Annotated in this window: 14 protein-coding genes; 3 read left to right on the top strand and 11 right to left on the bottom strand. The window is 38.4% G+C overall.

Translation table 11 applies throughout. From position 1 onward, the window contains the following. Positions 1-27: 27 nt before the first annotated feature. From arcC to ACIQXV_RS15655, 5 genes are all read right to left on the bottom strand, one after another. Entirely contained in the window at positions 28-984 is a 957-nt protein-coding gene (gene arcC / locus ACIQXV_RS15675; RefSeq protein WP_402960145.1) for a carbamate kinase, read from the bottom strand. Between the two features lie 35 nt (positions 985-1019). Then, positions 1020-2183, bottom strand: a complete 1164-nt coding sequence (locus ACIQXV_RS15670) for an ankyrin repeat domain-containing protein (protein ID WP_402960144.1) — start codon at positions 2181-2183, stop codon at positions 1020-1022. A 114-nt stretch (positions 2184-2297) separates the two neighbouring features. After that, a complete protein-coding gene (locus tag ACIQXV_RS15665) occupies positions 2298-3725 on the bottom strand; it encodes a YlbE family protein (RefSeq protein ID WP_402960143.1) in 1428 nt (475 codons plus the stop codon). Positions 3726-3727: 2 nt separating this feature from the next. Beyond that, positions 3728-5272, bottom strand: coding sequence for an acyl-CoA synthetase FdrA (gene fdrA, locus ACIQXV_RS15660; RefSeq protein WP_402960142.1), 1545 nt, complete (start codon positions 5270-5272; stop codon positions 3728-3730). Next, complete coding sequence (locus ACIQXV_RS15655; protein WP_402960141.1) at positions 5269-6153, bottom strand: oxamate carbamoyltransferase subunit AllH family protein; 885 nt, start codon at positions 6151-6153, stop codon at positions 5269-5271. The genes fdrA and ACIQXV_RS15655 overlap by 4 nt, the downstream gene beginning before the upstream one ends. 212 nt (positions 6154-6365) lie before the next feature. Here ACIQXV_RS15655 and ACIQXV_RS15650 point away from each other — a divergent pair, with 212 nt between their 5' ends. Then, positions 6366-8066, top strand: coding sequence for a PucR family transcriptional regulator (locus ACIQXV_RS15650; RefSeq protein WP_402960140.1), 1701 nt, complete (start codon positions 6366-6368; stop codon positions 8064-8066). A gap of 68 nt (positions 8067-8134) precedes the next feature. On the opposite strand, the gene aspA is transcribed toward ACIQXV_RS15650, so the two are convergent. Next, positions 8135-9553 carry an aspartate ammonia-lyase gene (gene aspA / locus ACIQXV_RS15645; RefSeq protein WP_402960139.1) on the bottom strand — a complete coding sequence of 473 codons (1419 nt, stop codon included), beginning with the start codon at positions 9551-9553 and terminating at the stop codon, positions 8135-8137. 366 nt (positions 9554-9919) lie between these two features. Between aspA and ACIQXV_RS15640 the strand changes: the two genes are divergently transcribed. Beyond that, on the top strand, positions 9920-11047 hold the full coding sequence (locus ACIQXV_RS15640) for a polysaccharide deacetylase family protein (RefSeq protein WP_402960138.1): 1128 nt from the start codon (positions 9920-9922) through the stop codon (positions 11045-11047). A gap of 36 nt (positions 11048-11083) precedes the next feature. On the opposite strand, the gene ACIQXV_RS15635 is transcribed toward ACIQXV_RS15640, so the two are convergent. Next, positions 11084-11506 carry a MarR family winged helix-turn-helix transcriptional regulator gene (locus tag ACIQXV_RS15635; protein WP_402960137.1) on the bottom strand — a complete coding sequence of 141 codons (423 nt, stop codon included), beginning with the start codon at positions 11504-11506 and terminating at the stop codon, positions 11084-11086. A gap of 191 nt (positions 11507-11697) precedes the next feature. Here ACIQXV_RS15635 and ACIQXV_RS15630 point away from each other — a divergent pair, with 191 nt between their 5' ends. Then, a complete protein-coding gene (locus ACIQXV_RS15630; protein WP_402960136.1) occupies positions 11698-12942 on the top strand; it encodes an MFS transporter in 1245 nt (414 codons plus the stop codon). 54 nt (positions 12943-12996) lie between these two features. On the opposite strand, the gene ACIQXV_RS15625 is transcribed toward ACIQXV_RS15630, so the two are convergent. The 4 genes from ACIQXV_RS15625 to ACIQXV_RS15610 form a co-directional block, all read right to left on the bottom strand. After that, a complete protein-coding gene (locus ACIQXV_RS15625; RefSeq protein ID WP_402960135.1) occupies positions 12997-13881 on the bottom strand; it encodes a YitT family protein in 885 nt (294 codons plus the stop codon). A gap of 171 nt (positions 13882-14052) precedes the next feature. Then, positions 14053-15930: a molecular chaperone HtpG gene (gene htpG / locus ACIQXV_RS15620; protein WP_402960134.1), complete on the bottom strand. Its 1878-nt coding sequence runs from the start codon at positions 15928-15930 to the stop codon at positions 14053-14055. Between the two features lie 341 nt (positions 15931-16271). Beyond that, positions 16272-16565, bottom strand: coding sequence for a hypothetical protein (locus tag ACIQXV_RS15615; RefSeq protein ID WP_402960133.1), 294 nt, complete (start codon positions 16563-16565; stop codon positions 16272-16274). Positions 16566-16672: 107 nt separating this feature from the next. After that, positions 16673-18706 (bottom strand): YhgE/Pip family protein, encoded by a 2034-nt coding sequence (locus tag ACIQXV_RS15610; RefSeq protein ID WP_402960132.1) that lies wholly within the window; start codon positions 18704-18706, stop codon positions 16673-16675. Positions 18707-18750: the final 44 nt, after the last annotated feature.

Here is an 18750-nt window from a genome sequence, read left to right as displayed (position 1 = left end):
TCCTCCTACTGCCGTAGTCGTAATCAATTATTTCAAATTGATAATATGCGTACCTGCCTTTTCAACGATGGCATCTTTTAGACTTTCAGGATCGGTAATAATTACCCTTAAGCCATCGTTCTCCAAGAAACTCAAACTTGCTTCAACTTTAGGAAGCATACTGCCTGGAGGGAAGTGTCCTTCAGCGGCATACTGTTTCAATTCCTTAACAGTAATTTTTTCAAGAGCTTGTTGATTAGGTTTTCCAAAATTGATACACACTCTTGAAACACCCGTTGTAATAATTAACGTTTCCGCTTGAACTTGTTCTGCCAATAGGCTAGTTGCAAAATCTTTATCAATAACAGCATCAATGCCTTCATACGTATGATCGGCATTCTTAACGACAGGAATTCCGCCGCCCCCTACAGCAATAACAACAAAACCTGCTTCAATCAATGTTTTAATAGAATCCTTTTCCACAATATTAATTGGTTTTGGAGAAGGCACCACTCTTCGATAACCACGGCCAGAATCTTCGATAAAAATCCAATCTGGATGTTCATTCTTCATTTCTTCCGCTTGCTCGAGAGTAAAAAATGAACCTACTGGCTTAGTTGGATTTTTAAAGTTAGGATCATCACTGCTAACTTCAACCTGAGTAATAACGGTTGCTACTTTTTTGTTAATCTCTCTTCTAGCAAACTCATTAATTAACGCTTGTTGAATTTGGTAGCCAATCCCGCCTTGAGTATCCGCACCACAATTTACTAGAGGTACCACTGGCATACCCGCTACTTTATTTGCAATTTCAGATCTTCTAAGACCAAAACCTACTTGAGGCCCATTTCCATGTGTGACAACAACTTGGAAGCCTTCCGCAACCATATCAGCAATATTTACTGCTGTTTCAGTTACAGCTTCATATTGTTCTTGAACAGAGCCGCTTCCATCTTCTCTAACTAACGAATTTCCCCCGATAGCGACGATAACTAATTTTTCCACTATGATTTCTCCTATCTCTTTTCTCTCTTTTCTTCCTATTTCTTTAATAATTCAATCGACTGTTCTTTATGCAGATGATATAAAGGATTGGATGGGTCATGTTCAATCGCATTCTCTATAGCTTCTATTGCTTCCTGATGTTTGCCTAATGATCTGAGACTATTTGCCTTATGAAAGGAAAAATCATAACGATGCGGCTGCATTGAAAGAAGCTTATTCATTTCATTCACTGCTTCTTCATGTTTTCCCAATTCTCTTAAATAATTGGATTTGTGATAACGGTAAAATGTCTCATTAGGATTAAGTTCACTAGCCTTATCATATTCAGCCAGTGCTTCTTCAGGCTTGTTCATTAATCTCAAACAATTAGCTGTATAGAAATAGAAATCCAAATCATGTAAATTTAATGCTAATGCCTTGTTGTACTCATTAAGTGCCTCTACATATTTCTTTAATTCTTGTAAGCAATATCCCTTATAAAAGTAGAGATCAAGATTACTTGGATCATTTTCAAAAGCTTGATTGATTACCGTAATTGCATCCTCATACTTATTTTCCTGATAAAGTTTTTTAATTGACTGAATGACTTCGTTTTCTTCTGTGATATCCCTGTTGAGAATTTTCACAACCCTGTCATGTTTTAGTTCTATAGCGTGCTGCAAAGAAGTTTTTCCGTCTCGATCCGGTAGATTTACGTCTGCACCAGCTTCGACAAGCACTTCGATAATATTCGAGTATAAACGGCCTCCATTACCCAAAATGACGGATTCTAACAGCGCGGACCACCCTAAATTGTTTACATGATTTACTGGAACTCCCGCATCTAAACATACTTGAACAGTTTTTAGATAACCCTTCTCACTTGAAGGTAATAATGCGGTGCCGCCAAATCGGTTCACACTTTTTAGATCCGCACCAAAATTCAGCATCAAACTTAGGATTTCATGGAATCCATTTGCTCCTGAACAAATAAACGGCGTCAGTTGGGTAATATCTCTTGTGTTTACGTCACTGCCGGCTTCTAGTAACAATTTCACCGCTGCTTTATTGTTTTTTTGTGTCGCAGCCATTAGGGCTGTCCGGCCATTCTCATCTTTAAAATCAATGCTTGCACCTTCATGCAAAAGTCTTTGTAAACCTTCAACTTCACCCAGTTCACTTGCATAGATAAGATCCATGTTTATGGATTTATTCTCCATTTAAATTCTCTCCTATTCTCATTTGCCACTTTAGCATTTAGAAAAAAAGTATTTAGGGAAGAACTGCAGACCATTAATACACTGGGCTTTCTATTCTTCCCTAAACGAGTTTTTTTAATGAATATTTTCTGTTAAAGTTAACAATGCTTTTTCAAATGCTTCAACTGGAGGATGGGTAATACCCGCACCAATCATTCCAATACCAGCCTCTTTATGGGCAATAGCAGTATTAATGATTGGCATAATTCCCGTTTGCACAACCTTTCGAACATCAATCCCAGTTGGAATACCCATGAAATCAAGCAATGGAATGGTTACATTAGGATTTTCAGTGGTCGTGATTTCCTTCATTTGCGTTGAATAACCAATAGCATCCTCTACTGTTCCGCCAACTAACGCTACAATCGCAGGAGCCGTTGCCATCGCAAAGCCGCCGATGCCATAGGTTTCAGTAATCGCACTGTCACCGATATCAAGACCGGAATCCTCCGGCTTGTAACCTGCAAACATTGGGCCGACAACTTTTTGAGCTGGACCAGTAAACCATGTGTTACCTGCCATTCCACTCACGCGGATTCCAAATTCCACACCATTACGGGCCATTGTCGTAACGATTGTACTGTTTTCAATGCCGTGAGCAGCATCAAGCGCACATTTAGCCATCGCCATCCAAGTTGGGCCAGAGAAATAATCACTGCTGGCAACAAACTCAAATACTTCTTTCTTCTGCTCGATTGTATAATCCGTTTGTAAAATGTACGAAGTCAATGCCTGAATTAAAAGAGTTGTTCCCGCAACATTTCGGTTGTGGCACTCATCGCCCATGTGAAGTGCTTGTGCTAGCATCAAACGTAAATCGATACCGTTCGGATTTAGTTTCATAGCATCCCTTAGGATTGGACCAAATACATCGCGCATCCACACTAATCGATCAATAACGCTTTGATCATTCGCACCCATACGAAGGATTTTAGATAATTGTTCACTTAAGTTGGTATAAGCAATATTTCCATATGTTTTGTTTTCAACAATGTGCATAAACATCGAAGCAGATGTAACGCCAGCCATGGAACCTACACAATTGTGTTCATGACATGGTGAAAACGTAATTTCGCCAGATGCTGCAAGCTCAGCCGCTTCTTCAATATCCTTTGCTAATCCTTCAAATACGATTGCACCGGTAACTGCGCCCCTCATCGGCCCATTCATTTTATCCCAAGTAATAGGAGGCCCCGCATGAAGAATCGTTGTTTTCGTCATTCCAGGTACACAATTAATCGCTTGATCGTATCCAATTAACACTGGTTGCGAATTAATGATTCTTTCAACCGCTAACTTATTCGCTTCTTCAATTTTTTCCATTATTGCAGGATTTTCAAGCTTATCAAGGGCATCAATTAATGCAGGGTTTCCTCTTCCTGGCGGTGTCCATTCTAAATGAATAACTTCAGCACCTTGTTGTGATAAATCTTCTTTAAAAGACTCTATTCCTACGTTAATTACATGTGGTTTACTTTTAAAAAGATCGTTAATTCTACTCATAGCTATTCTCCCTTCACAACAAATTCTCTAGCTAATAGGCCGGCGTTTTGACTGCTGCTTGCATGTGTGACGCCTGCAGCTAATAACTTATTAATTTGTTCATCAAGATCTTGAGGATCTAATTCTGTTCCAAGAACATATCCGATAATTTCCAAATGTCTTCCTTCTTCTTCAGCCAGCTGTTTTGCTTCAATCATTGCTGGAAGAAATGCCCCAACCGGGTCTTCGTGTGCGCCATAACCCAATACAAAGTCCATCACAATGACGCCAACCGATGGATCCTTTGCTTCTTGCATAAATCTTTCAAGACGAGTAGAAGGATCAATCATTGGATGCGGCTTGCCTTGTGTATATTCATCATCACCGAAGTCGATAAATGTGTGCTCTTGGCTTGTATATCTGTCTTTCAAACGATACTCTGGATTTCTTTGAATGTTGCTGTAGACATTGTCGAATTTCTCCATAGCTGCATGCATAGCTTCATCACAAAGAGTTCCACCGCTGAATAGCCCGCGAATATATTTCTGTTCCGCCGTTAGTTTTGTACGAACTTCTTCGATAAGAGGAATGTTTAACGCACGTTTGTTAAGCTTGCTCTCGTCAGCGCCAGCGAGCAAGACTGCTTTTAGCGCTGCTTCTTTTGACATTTTCGCAAAATGGCCTCCGGCCTCGGTGATCTTTCCTTCATCGCCGCCAACAAACCAGACAACTACAGGTTTTTTACATGTTTTAATTTTCGCTAATACTTTCTCTTCCACACTTGGTGCAGGCGGCTTGGAGACAAGAACAATGACTTTTGTCGCTTCATCGTCTTCAAGTGCCTGGATGCCGTCAAGCATCATGATTCCGCCCACTTCTTCTTTAAGATCTCTGCCGCCGGTTCCAATTAGCTGTGTAATCCCGCCGCCAAATTCGTGAATGCGGACACTTACCTCTTGGCTTCCCGTTCCAGATGCAGCTACAATCCCGATGTTTCCTTTTCTTACGGCATTTGCAAAACAGAGGGCCACATTGCCAATAATCGCTGTTCCACAGTCTGGCCCCATCATCAATAAGCCTTTTTCATGTGCTATTTGTTTTAATTCAATTTCATCTTCAATTCTGACATTGTCACTGAACATCATGACATTTAAGTCATTTTCAAGAGCCTTTCTTGCTTCCCATGTTGCATAAGCCCCATTCACAGCGATAATAGCTAAATTTGCATCAGGATTACTTTGAGCTGCTGATGAGATTGTTGAGTATTTCACTTCACTTTTACCTTTAGAAGTATTCTTTTTCGTAAATAATTCATTAATGCCTTCGAAAGCGCTTTCGCAAAGCTCATCTGTTGCCGCTTTTACGACAATAATAAGATCGCTTGTTTTGGCTTCCTCCACTTCCGGAGTCATTAATCCGACATTCTTCATTACCTCTTTATTCATTTCAGTACCCATTGCAATAATGGCCTGCTCAACACCATCAATTTGATTCGCTTTCGTTGAAAGTGACATTAAAGACACTGAATCAAAATACGTATTTGGTTTAATCAACGCTTGTACAGTCATAGTTTACCTCCTGCTCTAATATTGGCCTCCAGCCCGCATACAAGTCCTACTGCAATATCTGTTCCGGATGAAGAACCTATGTTTAATACTTTATTTAAAGAGAGAATTAAGTCTTCCTCATTCCCGGCTATTAAGGAGTCGAGTAAACAGATGATAGACTCTCTCACTTTACCATTTGATGCTTTTTTCATAGCCATGTAGCTAATATCATTCGTTAGTGCTTTTGCATTCATTAGTACATCTTCACAAAATGAGCGTTTTGCATAGAAAGGGCTGTTTTTCATATTAAAAATGGTGAATAACCCTGATAAAAAGTCATCCCCTGAAGGAGTTAATCCAGGTCCAAGACCTATAAGCGAAACAGCATGCTGCAAAGCATTCGTCATTCGATTGCTTACTAATTCGTCCAAAAGTAAATTCTTTCGTTTTTCAAGCATAGTTGACATTTCAGCTTCAAATGGGGTCTGTTTTAAAACGTGTTTTTTCATACCGCCGCCTTTACCATACATGTCGATACAATCCTTCATTCTTGCAACATTTTGCTTCAAGTTTTCTACATTGGATGGAAAAGTAGGAATCACGCTTTCCCACCTAGCTGCATGATCAAGAGATACGGAAAGTTTATTACCAATGTTAAAGGTATCATTTTCAACGAATACCCGGTCATTCACTTCTATCCCCATGAAACTTACATTACCTACATCAATTATTAATGTATTCGGACCATTATCTATTTCTCTGCAGGCTATGGTGTATAGCTCGCCATTTTCAAAACAATAAATATTAAATGTCCGATTAAATGTGCTATGCACGATACCACTAAACTTTGAATGATTCATTCGTTTAATAAAATCAACATCACCAGATACTGTTTTTTTCACGTAAGACACCTCTTAGACCTAGACTGTTTTATCGTCTAATCTAATTTAATAAGATTGAACCTCCTTTAGTTGACAAACTTAATACCTTACACGATTATTTTAGATATAATGCATAATACGGTCATCGTTTAATGAATCCAAAAAGATAAGGGTTCATTTGTGCAACATATACAAAGGATTGTGATAAAATTTTGACAAAGGAGTGAGAAACTTTGCTTACCGTTAAAGACCTATTTAATATTAAAGCGATTGACGGAATAAAAATTATTGCTGGAGAAAAAGGAATCGATAATGAAATTTCAATAGTAAATATTATTGAAAACCCAGGTGCATTTGATTGGCTTTCTCCTAATGAATTGCTATTATCAACTGGATTTATTTTTATAGAAAACGAAGAACTTCAAAATAGGATTATTAAGGAGCTTTCCGAAATTAATTGCGCCGGACTTGTTGTGAAAATGAAGCGCTACTTTGATAAACTCCCGCAAAATATGATTGACCAAGCAAATAAGTATGGATTGCCGTTAATAGAGCTGCCTTTTGAATATACCCTGTCCCGAGTTATCTCGATTATTAATGAAAAAGCATCAGGAAGATATGATTTATTGAACCGAAAAACGTTAGACATGCATAATTTATTTTTTAGGATTACACTTGAAGGCGGCGGCATCGAAAGAATTTCTTCTTTGTTATCCGAAACCATCAATAATCCAATCATTTTTGTTGATAAAGAGTGGAAATTGCTGCATTTCACTGAGCATATAGATAACAAGGTACCACTTTCATACTGCTTTGATTTAATAAAAAATAGGCCTGTATTCAATCAGGATTTCATAGATTCCATCCCCGATCATCTTAGTGAAATGAAGAAGTCCATAAAACGGATTTATTATTTGGAAGCCATGGAAATCAAATGCCGCATTTTGCCTGTCGCTGTTGCTAATTATCTTTATGGGTATATTGTTGTTTGGCAAACTGTAAAGGAACTTACGGAGTTTGACTATATCATTCTTGAGCAAGCATCCACGATTATGGCTCTCGAAATGATCAAAGCGAAGGAAATTGAGGAAGTAAAGTTAAAAATCAGGCAGGATTTCTTTGATGATTTGCTAACAGGAAAGATAACTTCAAGTGAATCCATACAAACCTTAAGCGAGTTACATGGCTTAAATACACAATATAAGTATTATTGTATGGTGCTCAATTTTGAATCGAAACAGCTTGAACACTATGAGGATTTGGTGGCGAGAAAGGTTCAATTGGAGAATATAGCAAGAAAATGTGTGGATTTAGTTTATGAACATGCAAAATTAGCAAATGGAGAGGTTACATCCTTTTATCGAAACAATCACATTATCATTTTGGTAGGACAAAATGATAATAGACCAGCCATTCCCATAAATGAAGCAAAACAGTACGGTAATGATCTTTATCGTGTACTAACGAAACAAATAAATAATACAACCTTTTTAATTGGAATTGGCAGACAGTACGAAACTATTCATTCACTTCACAAAAGTTTTGCTGAAGCAAATGAGTCGATTAGACTGATGCAAAAGTTTGATACCCGAGGTGGAGTCTCTCATTTTGAGGATCATTCCATCTATCACTTTTTGGACAGTAATATTAAAGACATGGAATTAGAGGACTTCTTCATGAAACGTCTCGGAAAGATCTATGAGCATGATCAACTTCACGGGACAAGTTATATCACCACGTTGGAGAACTACTTTCAAAATAATCTTAATATAAGTGAAACAGCGAAAGCGATGTTCTTACACAGGAATACACTAATCTACAGAATTGAGAAAATCAAAGAAATTTTAAATACTGATCTTAAAAATTCTGAGGAATTGCTGCAAATTCAATTAGCCTTGAAGATCTTTAGGCTGTTAAACAAAAAACTATATTAAAGAATAGAAAAGTCCTCACTCCAAATAAATAATGGAATGAGGACTTTATTAAAGTAATATTCGCGCTATTAGTCACGATCTAAAAGAGCTGCGCCTGCAATTCCAGGCTTGGTCATTTCATAAACATTCAAAATAAGGTCTAACTCTTCCTCTGTTAATACATCGTACTTCAAACATAATTCACGTACTGATTTTCCTGTTATTGTGGCTTCTCTAGCAATTCGTGCCGCCACTTCATATCCTAAATGAGGATTTACAGCTGTGATAATCCCAACACTTTTTTCTACATAATCTTTTAACCGCGCTTCATTTGCTTCTATCCCCGCAAGACAATGATCAGTAAATGAACGGAATCCGTTGTTCATAATGCTGATTGATTGGAGCAAGTTAAACACCAATACGGGCTCCATAACGTTTAATTCTAGCTGACCTGCTTCAGATGCGAGGCAAATGGTATGATCGTTTCCAATCACCTGGAATGCAATTTGATTGATAAGCTCAGGCATAACAGGGTTCACTTTACCCGGCATAATGGAAGAACCCGGTTGGCGCGCCGGCAGGGTGATTTCTGCAAGACCTGCTCGCGGGCCAGAAGCCATCATTCGGAGGTCATTGGAAATTTTGGACATATTCATCATACATACCTTTAATGAAGCCGAAACTTCGGTATAGGCATCGGTGTTTTGTGTAGCATCAACAAGATGTTCCGCATTAACAAGTGGAAGTCCGCTAATGTCCGCTAAGTGTTTGACGACATCCTTAATATATTTAGGGTCTGCATTTAAACCCGTACCTACTGCCGTTGCTCCCATATTTACTTCATATAAATGAAATTGAGATTGCGAAATACGCTTGATATCTCGTTCAAGCACACGAGAGTATGCTTCAAATTCTTGGCCAAGACGAATCGGAACGGCATCTTGAAGATGGGTACGCCCCATTTTGATAACGTTTTCAAACTGTTTCGCCTTTTCCTTAAAAACCTTGTGCATATATTCCATGGTATCAAGTAATTTTTCAAGTAACTTAAGTGTGGCAATATGTATAGCTGTAGGAAATACATCATTTGTCGATTGTGACATATTCACATGGGAATTAGGACTTAAATGCATGTAGGCCCCTTTTTCATGGCCAAGCAATTCAAGCGCTCTGTTCGCAATTACCTCGTTCGCATTCATATTCATCGATGTCCCTGCACCGCCTTGGATTGGGTCAACAATGAATTGGTCATTCCATTTACCCGCGATGATTTCATCAGCTGCCTTACTGATGACCTCACCAAGCCCGCTGTACAACTGCTTTGTATTCATATTGGCAATTGCCGCAGCTTTTTTTACCATCGCGAGTGCCTTAATTAACTCTCCATGAATGCGATAGCCAGTAATCGGAAAATTTTCGACTGCCCTTAGTGTTTGGATCCCATAATACACATCTGCCGGTATCTCTTTTTTTCCTAAAAAGTCTTGTTCGATTCGTTTTGTGTCCATTTGCTTAATTTCTCCCATCTACTTATTTAAGTACACAATAGTGAAGTAATAGAAATTGATTCCCACACAAATAATATCAGTTTAATTCTTTTCTGTCTTCCTTTTCACTGTTAATTCCTTATTAATGTAAAAAACTTTTCGAGAGCAACAGAAATAACCGAATAATTTCCGTATTTGATTTGAGCAAATGTTATTTTTTACATACAAATCCAAGATTTCGCTTCAATAATTTTTCATTAATAACGCAAACTTGTAATAAGTTCTTTTGCAAAAAATTAGGTAACAGCCACCTAAGGGAGTCTTTTCTTCAGCAGTTGTAAGTGGTATGATATTCTGCGTGATTACTAATTTACAAGGATGACAATAATGGATAAACTACTTTTTTTCGCTCTATTTTTCACATTATTTCTTTCAGGCTGCAGCTTAAAGGTTGCAAATGCAAGTGATAAGGCAGTAAACCAGCCGATATCACCTACAGAAATGAAAAGGGGATATAGTAAGGTATCGCCAGATTATAAAACAATACCTACCTTCAAACCTAAAGCAAGTATTGAGATATCCCCAATTACTTTTGATTCTACTAGAGTTACATTCACAACAATAGAAAGAAGAAATGATGTTTCTGAGGTTCAATACCATATTTGGCGTACTGCTGACGGCCGAGATGGTGTAAGGACATACTCGTCCATTCAAAAAGAAAATGACTATTCGTATGTCATTGATACAAAGGAATTTCTGGGCCAACGCGGCGAGTATCAAGTTGAGGCGTACGGTGTATATGAAGATGGAACGCAGGAACTACTTTCAAAATCGTCATTCACCTTGCAAAAGCATGTGCCCATCTTAATGTATCATGCGATTGACGACTATAATGGATATGGGATTAAAGAATTATTCGTTACTCCTGCAAATTTCGAGGCACAGATGCGCTATTTAAAGGAAAACGGATACACTCTCCTTACATTCGAACACTGGGATGAAGTGAATAAAGTGGACAAGCCGATTCTAGTCACATTCGATGATGGAATGAAAAACAATCTGAATGCTTTTCGGATTCTGCAGGAATTGCAGGATGATCAATTCCACCCTGCAGCAACGGAATATATGATTGCAGGTAATATTGGCAATGACGCCTCTTTATCTACGGAGGATCTAAAGGAGATGGTCAATTCCGGTATTTTTTCTATCCAATCCCACACGATGTCACATGCTGATCTGCCGACAATCACGAACTTTGAAGAAGAGTTAAAGACATCAAAGGAAAAACTTGAACAAATAACCGGAAAGCCAGTTATTGCTATTGCCTATCCATTTGGTCATTTTAATGAAAGGGTTGTAGCAGAAACAAAAAAATATTATACGTTTGCCACAACAACGAAGCCTGGTCAATTTATTGAGCGAGACCAGCAGGATGAAAAGCTCTTAATGCATCGTGTTCGGATTTCATACTCCACCACTATAAATCAGTTTGCTGCTTTAATTGCAGCAAGATAGGAAGCTTGTACAGCTTCCTTTTTTTCTAGCGTCATTTTAAAGAAGAGCCTGATTAAATTTTTTTAACAGTTGTCCAAAAACTTTCCGTTCCTCTTCAGGCCAGTCATGTATTAGTTCAGCTATCCTGTCCAATCGTGCCTGTTTATGTTCTTTTAATTCTTTTGTTCCCAGTTCCGTAATTTGAAAAGAATACGCCCTTCCGTCTAATGGATCAGGTATTCTATGCAAATAACCCTTGTGCTCTAAAGCAGCTGCTTGTCTACTTATGGTGGAAATATCTAATCCGAACTCACCGGCCAAAACCTTAACTCCTACTGCCCCTTTTGTAGCTATCCGGCGGAGCAATAAATAGGCAGACCTGTCAAGTTTCCAAATCTTTTTATTGGTTGTAACGGCGGTGGTTCGCCGTATTAAGATTGCCAGTTCCAGTTCAATCATTTCCAAAGCTTGTTCATACATGTCTTCATTACCTCACTGTTAAACGTTTTCTTAAAACTATCATAACATAATTATTCATGGTTTTATAAAAGGACAAAAGTGACTAGACAGAAAACACTATTGACGTAGTGGAAAATAGTTGTATAATACAAGTATACTATTTAATTGTATCATACAACCATTAAAAAAATTTTTATAAAGGAGAAATGTTAATGTCATCAACACAACCATCTATAGAGTCTTCAGCCTCAAAAATTACTTCAGCTCCAGAAATAAAAGGAAGTTTATTCGCACAGCCAAAAGCTATATGGGCAGTTTTTTTCGCCTGTATCATTGCTTTTATGGGGATTGGTCTTGTTGACCCGATTTTGCCGGCAATTGCTGAACAATTGCATGCATCCCATAGTCAAGTTACATTGCTTTTCACCAGCTATAATGCTGTGATGGCAGTGGCCATGCTCATAACTGGAATGATTTCATCCAGACTTGGGATTAAGTGGACACTCCTTGCAGGTATTGTAATTATTGCAATATTTTCTGCACTTGGAGGCCTTTCAAACGGCATTTGGACACTTGTCAGCCTTCGGGGCGGATGGGGATTAGGTAACGCTTTATTTGTTGCAACAGCATTAGCCGCTATTGTTTCCCTTTCAAACAGCGGTACTGCAAAAGCGATTATTCTATATGAAGCAGCAATTGGGCTGGGAATATCAGTTGGACCGCTGCTTGGCGGCTGGTTAGGGGCCATGTCATGGAGAGGGCCATTCCTTGGTGTCGCCACATTGATGGTCGTTGCGTTTATCGGGTTATTTTTATTAATGCCAAAGACCGCACAACAAAATACGAAACAACAAAAAACATCTTTATTAGATCCATTCCGTGCCTTAAAACACCGCTCACTGCTAATTTTCGGGATCACAGCAGCCCTATACAACTTTGGTTTTTTCACCTTGCTAGCCTATGCACCTTTCGTTATGGGATTAGATGAGCACGGACTAGGGTTTGTGTTCCTTGGCTGGGGCATTTTGTTGGCTGTTACTTCTGTTTTCATGGCACCAAAGCTCCAGCAATGGTTTGGAACAGTAAAATCGATGTGCGCCATGTTAATTTTGTTTGCCCTGCTCCTTTTTGCAATGGGTATCTGGACATCAACACAATGGGTGATCATTGCTGCCGTTATTGCCGCCGGGGCATTACTGGGGAACAATAATACATTGATTACAACCGCAGTGATGAATGCAGCACCTGTGGAGCGCTCCACCGCATCTGCTGCCTACAGCTTCCTCCGGTTTATCGGCGGTGCCATTGCACCTTTTATGGCTGGAAAACTTGCTGAAATTTATAATCCTTCCGTCCCTTTCATTGTCGGGGGAGGTTTTGTACTTATTTCCGTTCTCTTTATCATAGTCAACAATCAACATGTTAAGCATGTTGATGACGCTGAAATAGGACATTAATAATTTTTAAAAGGATCTGACGAGTGTGCAGATCCTTTTTACTTTTCATGTACGTTAATGAATATCTCGTTTCTTAAACCGTCCACCGCGCACTTCAGAAATGTCCGCTATCGCCAGGAATGCCGAAGGATCAATATCCTCCACTATAGTAGTTAATTTGGATTCTTCCAACCTTGAAATAATACTAAAGATTACCTTTTTATCGTCTCCAGTATAGGCACCTTGACCTTTTAAATAGGTAACACCACGACCTAAGCGATCATTTACGGCATCGCCAATTTCTTCAGCCACATCACTAATGATCCAAACCGATTTTGTTTCTTCAAGACCCGCAACTACAGCGTCGATAGCTTTAGAAGCGATGACATAGGCTAACAGCGAATACATGGCGCGATCCCAACTAAAGACAAAGCCTGCAGCACCTAAAATAAAGATGTTCATCATCATAATGATTTGCCCGACTGAAAATGGAACCTTTTTGTTTATCACAAGGGCGAGAATTTCTGTCCCATCTAAAGCTCCCCCATTCCGAATCACGAGGCCTACCCCAATACCTAATATCATTCCGCCGAAAAGGGTCGCTAGGAGTATATCATCAGTAAAAGCGGGGATTGGATGAAAGAACGAGGTAAAGATGGATAAAACGATAATTCCGTATACAGTAGAAAAAGCGAATGTCTTCCCCATTTGCTTGTACCCCATATAGACAAATGGCAGGTTTAAAATAAATAGAAAGATTCCTAATTTCCAACCGGTTATATGTGATAGCATGATGGAAATACCTGTTATTCCTCCATCAATAACATGGTTGGGCACTAAAAATATTTCTAACCCTGTTGCCATAAGAATTGCTCCAATTGTGATAGCAATTACTCGAAAAATAACCCTGCTGAGTGGCAGTTTGCGATGTTTAATGTATTCTTTAGCTAACTCTGTCATTGAACCACACCTTTTCATTTATTTTTGCATTTATTATTATTTTTCTTTAGAAAAAGAATTTTATTATCTAATTTATTTTAGTATATCATATTTTTACTTTAAAAGTGAACTCGAGTTCATATTCAAATAAAAAAAAGGATTGCAACCACATCGTTGCAATCCTTTTTTTTATTAAACCATGATTTTGCAAATATCATTGGTAAATTCAACTGGATCCTCGATTGGCAAGCCTTCAATTAGAAGAGCCTGGCTATATAACAAGGTCGTATAGAGTGTTACTTTTTCTTTATCTTGTTCAAAAGCAGCTTTTAATGACTCAAATACATCGTGATGGACGTTAATTTCTAAAATCTTGTCAGCTTTCACGTTTTGGTTGTTAGGCATCGCATTAAGAATCTTTTCCATTTCAATCGATACCGCCCCATCTGTCGTTAAGCATACAGGATGGGTTTTTAATCTTTTCGATACTCTTACATCCGTTACTTTTCCATTTAGGATGTTTTTCATATAGTCAAAAAGCTCTTTGTTCTCTTTCTCTTCTGAAGCAGTCTGTTGATTTTCATCAGCTTCAAATCCTAAATCACCGCTTGAAACGGATTTAAATTCTTTTTCTTTGTAAGTCATGATCATTCTAATGGCAAACTCGTCAATTTCTTCAGTGAAATATAAAATTTCATACCCTTTATCATTGATCATTTCCGTTTGTGGCAACTTGTCAATTCTTTCGTTTGTTTCACCGGTAGCATAATAAATATATTTTTGATCCTCCGGCATTCTTGACACATATTCATCAAGGGTGACCATTTTCTTTTCCTTCGATGAGTAGAACATCAACAAATCCTGTAATTCTTCTTTGTGCATGCCATAGTCACTGTAGACACCGTATTTAAGCTGTCTGCCAAAGGAGTTATAAAACTCTTCGTACTTTTCGCGTTCATTATTCAATATAGTTAGCAATTCACTTTTAATTTTTTTATTAATGTTTTTCGCAATAAGCTTTAATTGGCGGTCATGCTGCAGCATCTCTCTTGAAATATTTAACGAAAGATCCTCTGAATCCACCATCCCTTTCACAAAACTGAAATAGTCAGGCAACAGGTCGGCACATTTGTTCATGATTAACACACCATTAGAATATAACTCTAACCCCTTTTCATATTCCTGGGAGTAAAAATCGAAAGGGATTTTTTCAGGAATATATAAAATGGCATTATATCTTACCGCACCGTCAACACTGATATGGATATGTTTGATCGGCTTGTCAAAACCATAATGTTTTTCCGCGTAAAATTCTTTATAATCTTCTGTTGTAAGATCCTTTTTATTTTTTCTCCATATTGGAACCATACTATTAATCGTTTGTTCTTCTTGAACATCCTCGTATTCATCTTCGCTGCCTTCTTTAAGCCTTCTATCGGTGACATCCATTTTGATCGGGTAGCGAATGAAATCAGAATACTTTTTGATGATTGACTTTAAGCGATATTCTTCTAAATATTCATCATAATTCTCTTCTTCTTCATTCTCTTTAATTTTCAAAACAATCTCGGTACCGACCGAATCCTTTTCACATGGGACAATTGTATAGCCTTCCGCCCCTTTAGATTCCCACTTATATGCTACTTCACTACCTAGAGCTTTACTGATGACAATTACTTCGTCAGCAACCATGAAAGCAGAATAAAATCCAACACCAAATTGACCAATGATATCGTGACCATCTTTTACTTCATTTTCACTTTTAAATGCTAAAGAACCGCTCTTGGCAATGGTTCCAAGGTTATTTTCAAGCTCTTCCAGGGTCATTCCAATACCTGTGTCTGTAATTTTCAAAATTCTATTTTCTTTTTCAGCCGTTACTTTTATAAAGTAACTGTCTTTGTCAAAAGTTAATGAATCATCTGTTAACGCCTTGTAATAAATTTTATCAATGGCATCGCTGGCATTTGACAATAACTCTCTTAAAAATATCTCCCGATGAGTATAGATGGAGTTGATCATCATGTCTAATAATCGCTTCGATTCGGCTTTAAACTGTTTTGTTTCCATTAAGACCGCTCCTTCAGATTTCATTTCATAAATAATTTTAGCACTCTACTCATGTGAGTGCTAACCTTTATTTTAATACCATATAAAAAAATTTTCGTCAAGAAATAAGAAAAGCGCAAGCGCCCTGGTCAGCAGCGTATGGCCTGGAGCGCTCCAACTGAGATAAAGGAAAGAAACACGAAGAGCCGGAGGCGATTCGATGTTGACTTATCGTAGGGCGGAGAGCGAAGGACACTAGCTGCTAGGGCGCTGGAGCTGGACAATTCTCAAAGTCGAAATTTAATCTTTCTAATTTTAATAGAAAAAGCATCCAGTTAGAGGATGCTCACTATCTTCAAGTCTTAATCCACATTTTCAATAGTAAGATAGGTAGTAAATTGATTGTTAGACTGACAATAAGGACATCTTACCGTCATTTCAACGTCTACTATTTTTAGGTTACCATTATTAGCGTAACTCTTTTTAAGGACTACGACTTGATCGGTTATTACCTTTCCTTTATGAACGAGTTGAAGTTCCTCTAAATTTGGTTTACCACTTACAATTGCAACATAATCCATTTTTTCACTACATAAAACGCAGTTTTTTTCCCCAACAAGAACATTATTAGTAGTAGCAGCCATTTTCAAACTCATTGTCCTCGCCTCCCGTTTGTACTATATTTCGACAAACATGAAAGCGTTTCCTGCAATAATTGATTAATTAAATTACTCAATCCTGTACCACTGTTTGACGTTTCACATTACGGAATGATTTTAGTTGCTCTGGCCCTTTCTGCTGTTTGTTGAATTCGTTTACTTAAAGGTTTTTTCAATACAAGCGCTAGCACAAAGCTGGCGGCAGCAAAGGCAATCAAGGATAACACGTCCTTCCATACTACATCCACAACCATTCCTCCTACCGTTTCACGGAGCATGCTCACCGCATATGTAAAGGGCATGAAAGGGTAAATCATTTGAAAAAAGGAAGAAGTTGTACTAACCGGAAAGGTTGCACCAGAGCTGGAGATTTGCAACACTAAGAAAATGATGGCAAAACCTTTTCCAATATTGCCGAATACCGAACATAGTGTAAAGGTGATAATGACAAACACCACGCTGATTAAAATACTCAATAATACAAACCAGAGTTTATCCACTGCGTACGTATGAATCAAAAATAAATCGCCCATGGCCACAATGACAGCTTGGAAGATTCCAATGGTAAGAAACGTTAGAAGCCTTCCAAAATAGAGGTGGATCCCCTTGTACTCGGATTCAACGTTTTCAACATCTACGCGAAGAGAGGCAATCAAGAAAGTAGCCCCTACCCATAATGCCAGCATTGTATAAAAAGGTGTCATCGCAGATCCGTAATTTGGAATTGGAAAAATCCTTTTCGTTTCTAAGAGGACTGGGCTTGATAAAAAGCCACTTTCTTTTTGCGGATCATGCTTCAAAAATTGAATAAGATCGTTCACATTCACGCTACTTTCAAACTTGCGAATTTTATCAGCGGCGCTCCTGATTTTGGCTTCAAATCCCGGTAAATCATTTCGGGCAAGGTCTGCTGCCTTATGGACCGCCCTTTCAAGTTCAGGCAGCTTTGTTTGGACAAGCTTTGCCGCATTTAGAATATCTTCCTCTAGTGCTGGTAAATCGTTTCGAACAAAATCAGCCGCCCTTCTAATTTTTTGCTCAACGGCAGGCATATCATTTTTGAAAAAGTCTCCTGCTGTGTTTATTATGTTTTCCCCTTCGGACACTTTTTGTTGAAGTGCAAGACGAGTTTGACTTACTTGATTATGTATCTTCACTAGTTCCTCGTGAAGACGGGAAAGCTTCTCCTGACTTTTCGCGGTATCAGTCTGGAGAGTTTGTGCTTGCTGTGCACTATTAATCCCCTGTTTAATATTCGTTTCTATTTCCGTCATATTAGTAATTACATCTGTGATGATTTCATTGACACGCTGCAAATCTGCAAGCTTCTCTTGTAGAGCCAACACTCTTTCACCTGCTTCATTGATTTGGGGCAAATTTGCTTCAACCTTCAAGATACTGCTTCTGGCTTGATCGATTTCCGGAATTCTTTGCTCTAACTCAATAATCTTTTTTCCCTTTTCCCGTATCTCCGGCAGTTTCCCTTCTAGCTCTATCGCTTTCTTTCCCATTTCCTCTATCTCTGGCAGAGCCTTTTCTAGCTCAAAAATTTGTTTTTCTACATTATGTATCGACGGTAGTGCATTCTCTAATTCAATTCCAGCTTTAAAAAATCCAGAGAAAATGGCATCACCCACTGTTTTAACAAAGGTCTGGCTGATTTGAGCAGTTACGCTGGATGCGCCCGAGCTAGCGATCTTTGGTGCAACAGCATTGATTTTCTCATTTACTCCAAATATAATTTTGGGTTTTTGCGGGCTTACTTCTATAATGCTTGTCAGTTTTTTCGAGAAATCTTTTGGAATAATGAGATAAGCATAATACTTTCCTCTTTTGACACCACTTTCGGCTTCACTTCTATTAACAAACACCCAGCCAAGCTTATGGTTTTTTTTAAGATTATTTACGGTATCATTTCCGACATTGATTTTTTTTCCTTGAATTTCTGCCCCTTCATCGTCATTGGCGACTGCCACTTTGATTCCTGATGTATTGCTATAGGGATCCCACATCGCCTGTATATTGACCCATGCATAGGCCGAGGGCAATATCATAAGTGCCAAAATTAACAATGCGACAGAAGGAACACTAAATATATTTTTCCAATCGGTTTTATAAATGCGCCAGATTTTTCCCATTATCCCCATCCTTAGCCATACGTACATTTCCCTTATCTTTTCAC

The sequence above is a fragment of the Neobacillus sp. NPDC097160 genome, from assembly GCF_044762155.1.
Lineage (GTDB): Bacteria > Bacillota > Bacilli > Bacillales > Cytobacillaceae > Neobacillus.
This window is presented reverse-complemented; position numbering and strand designations above follow the sequence as displayed.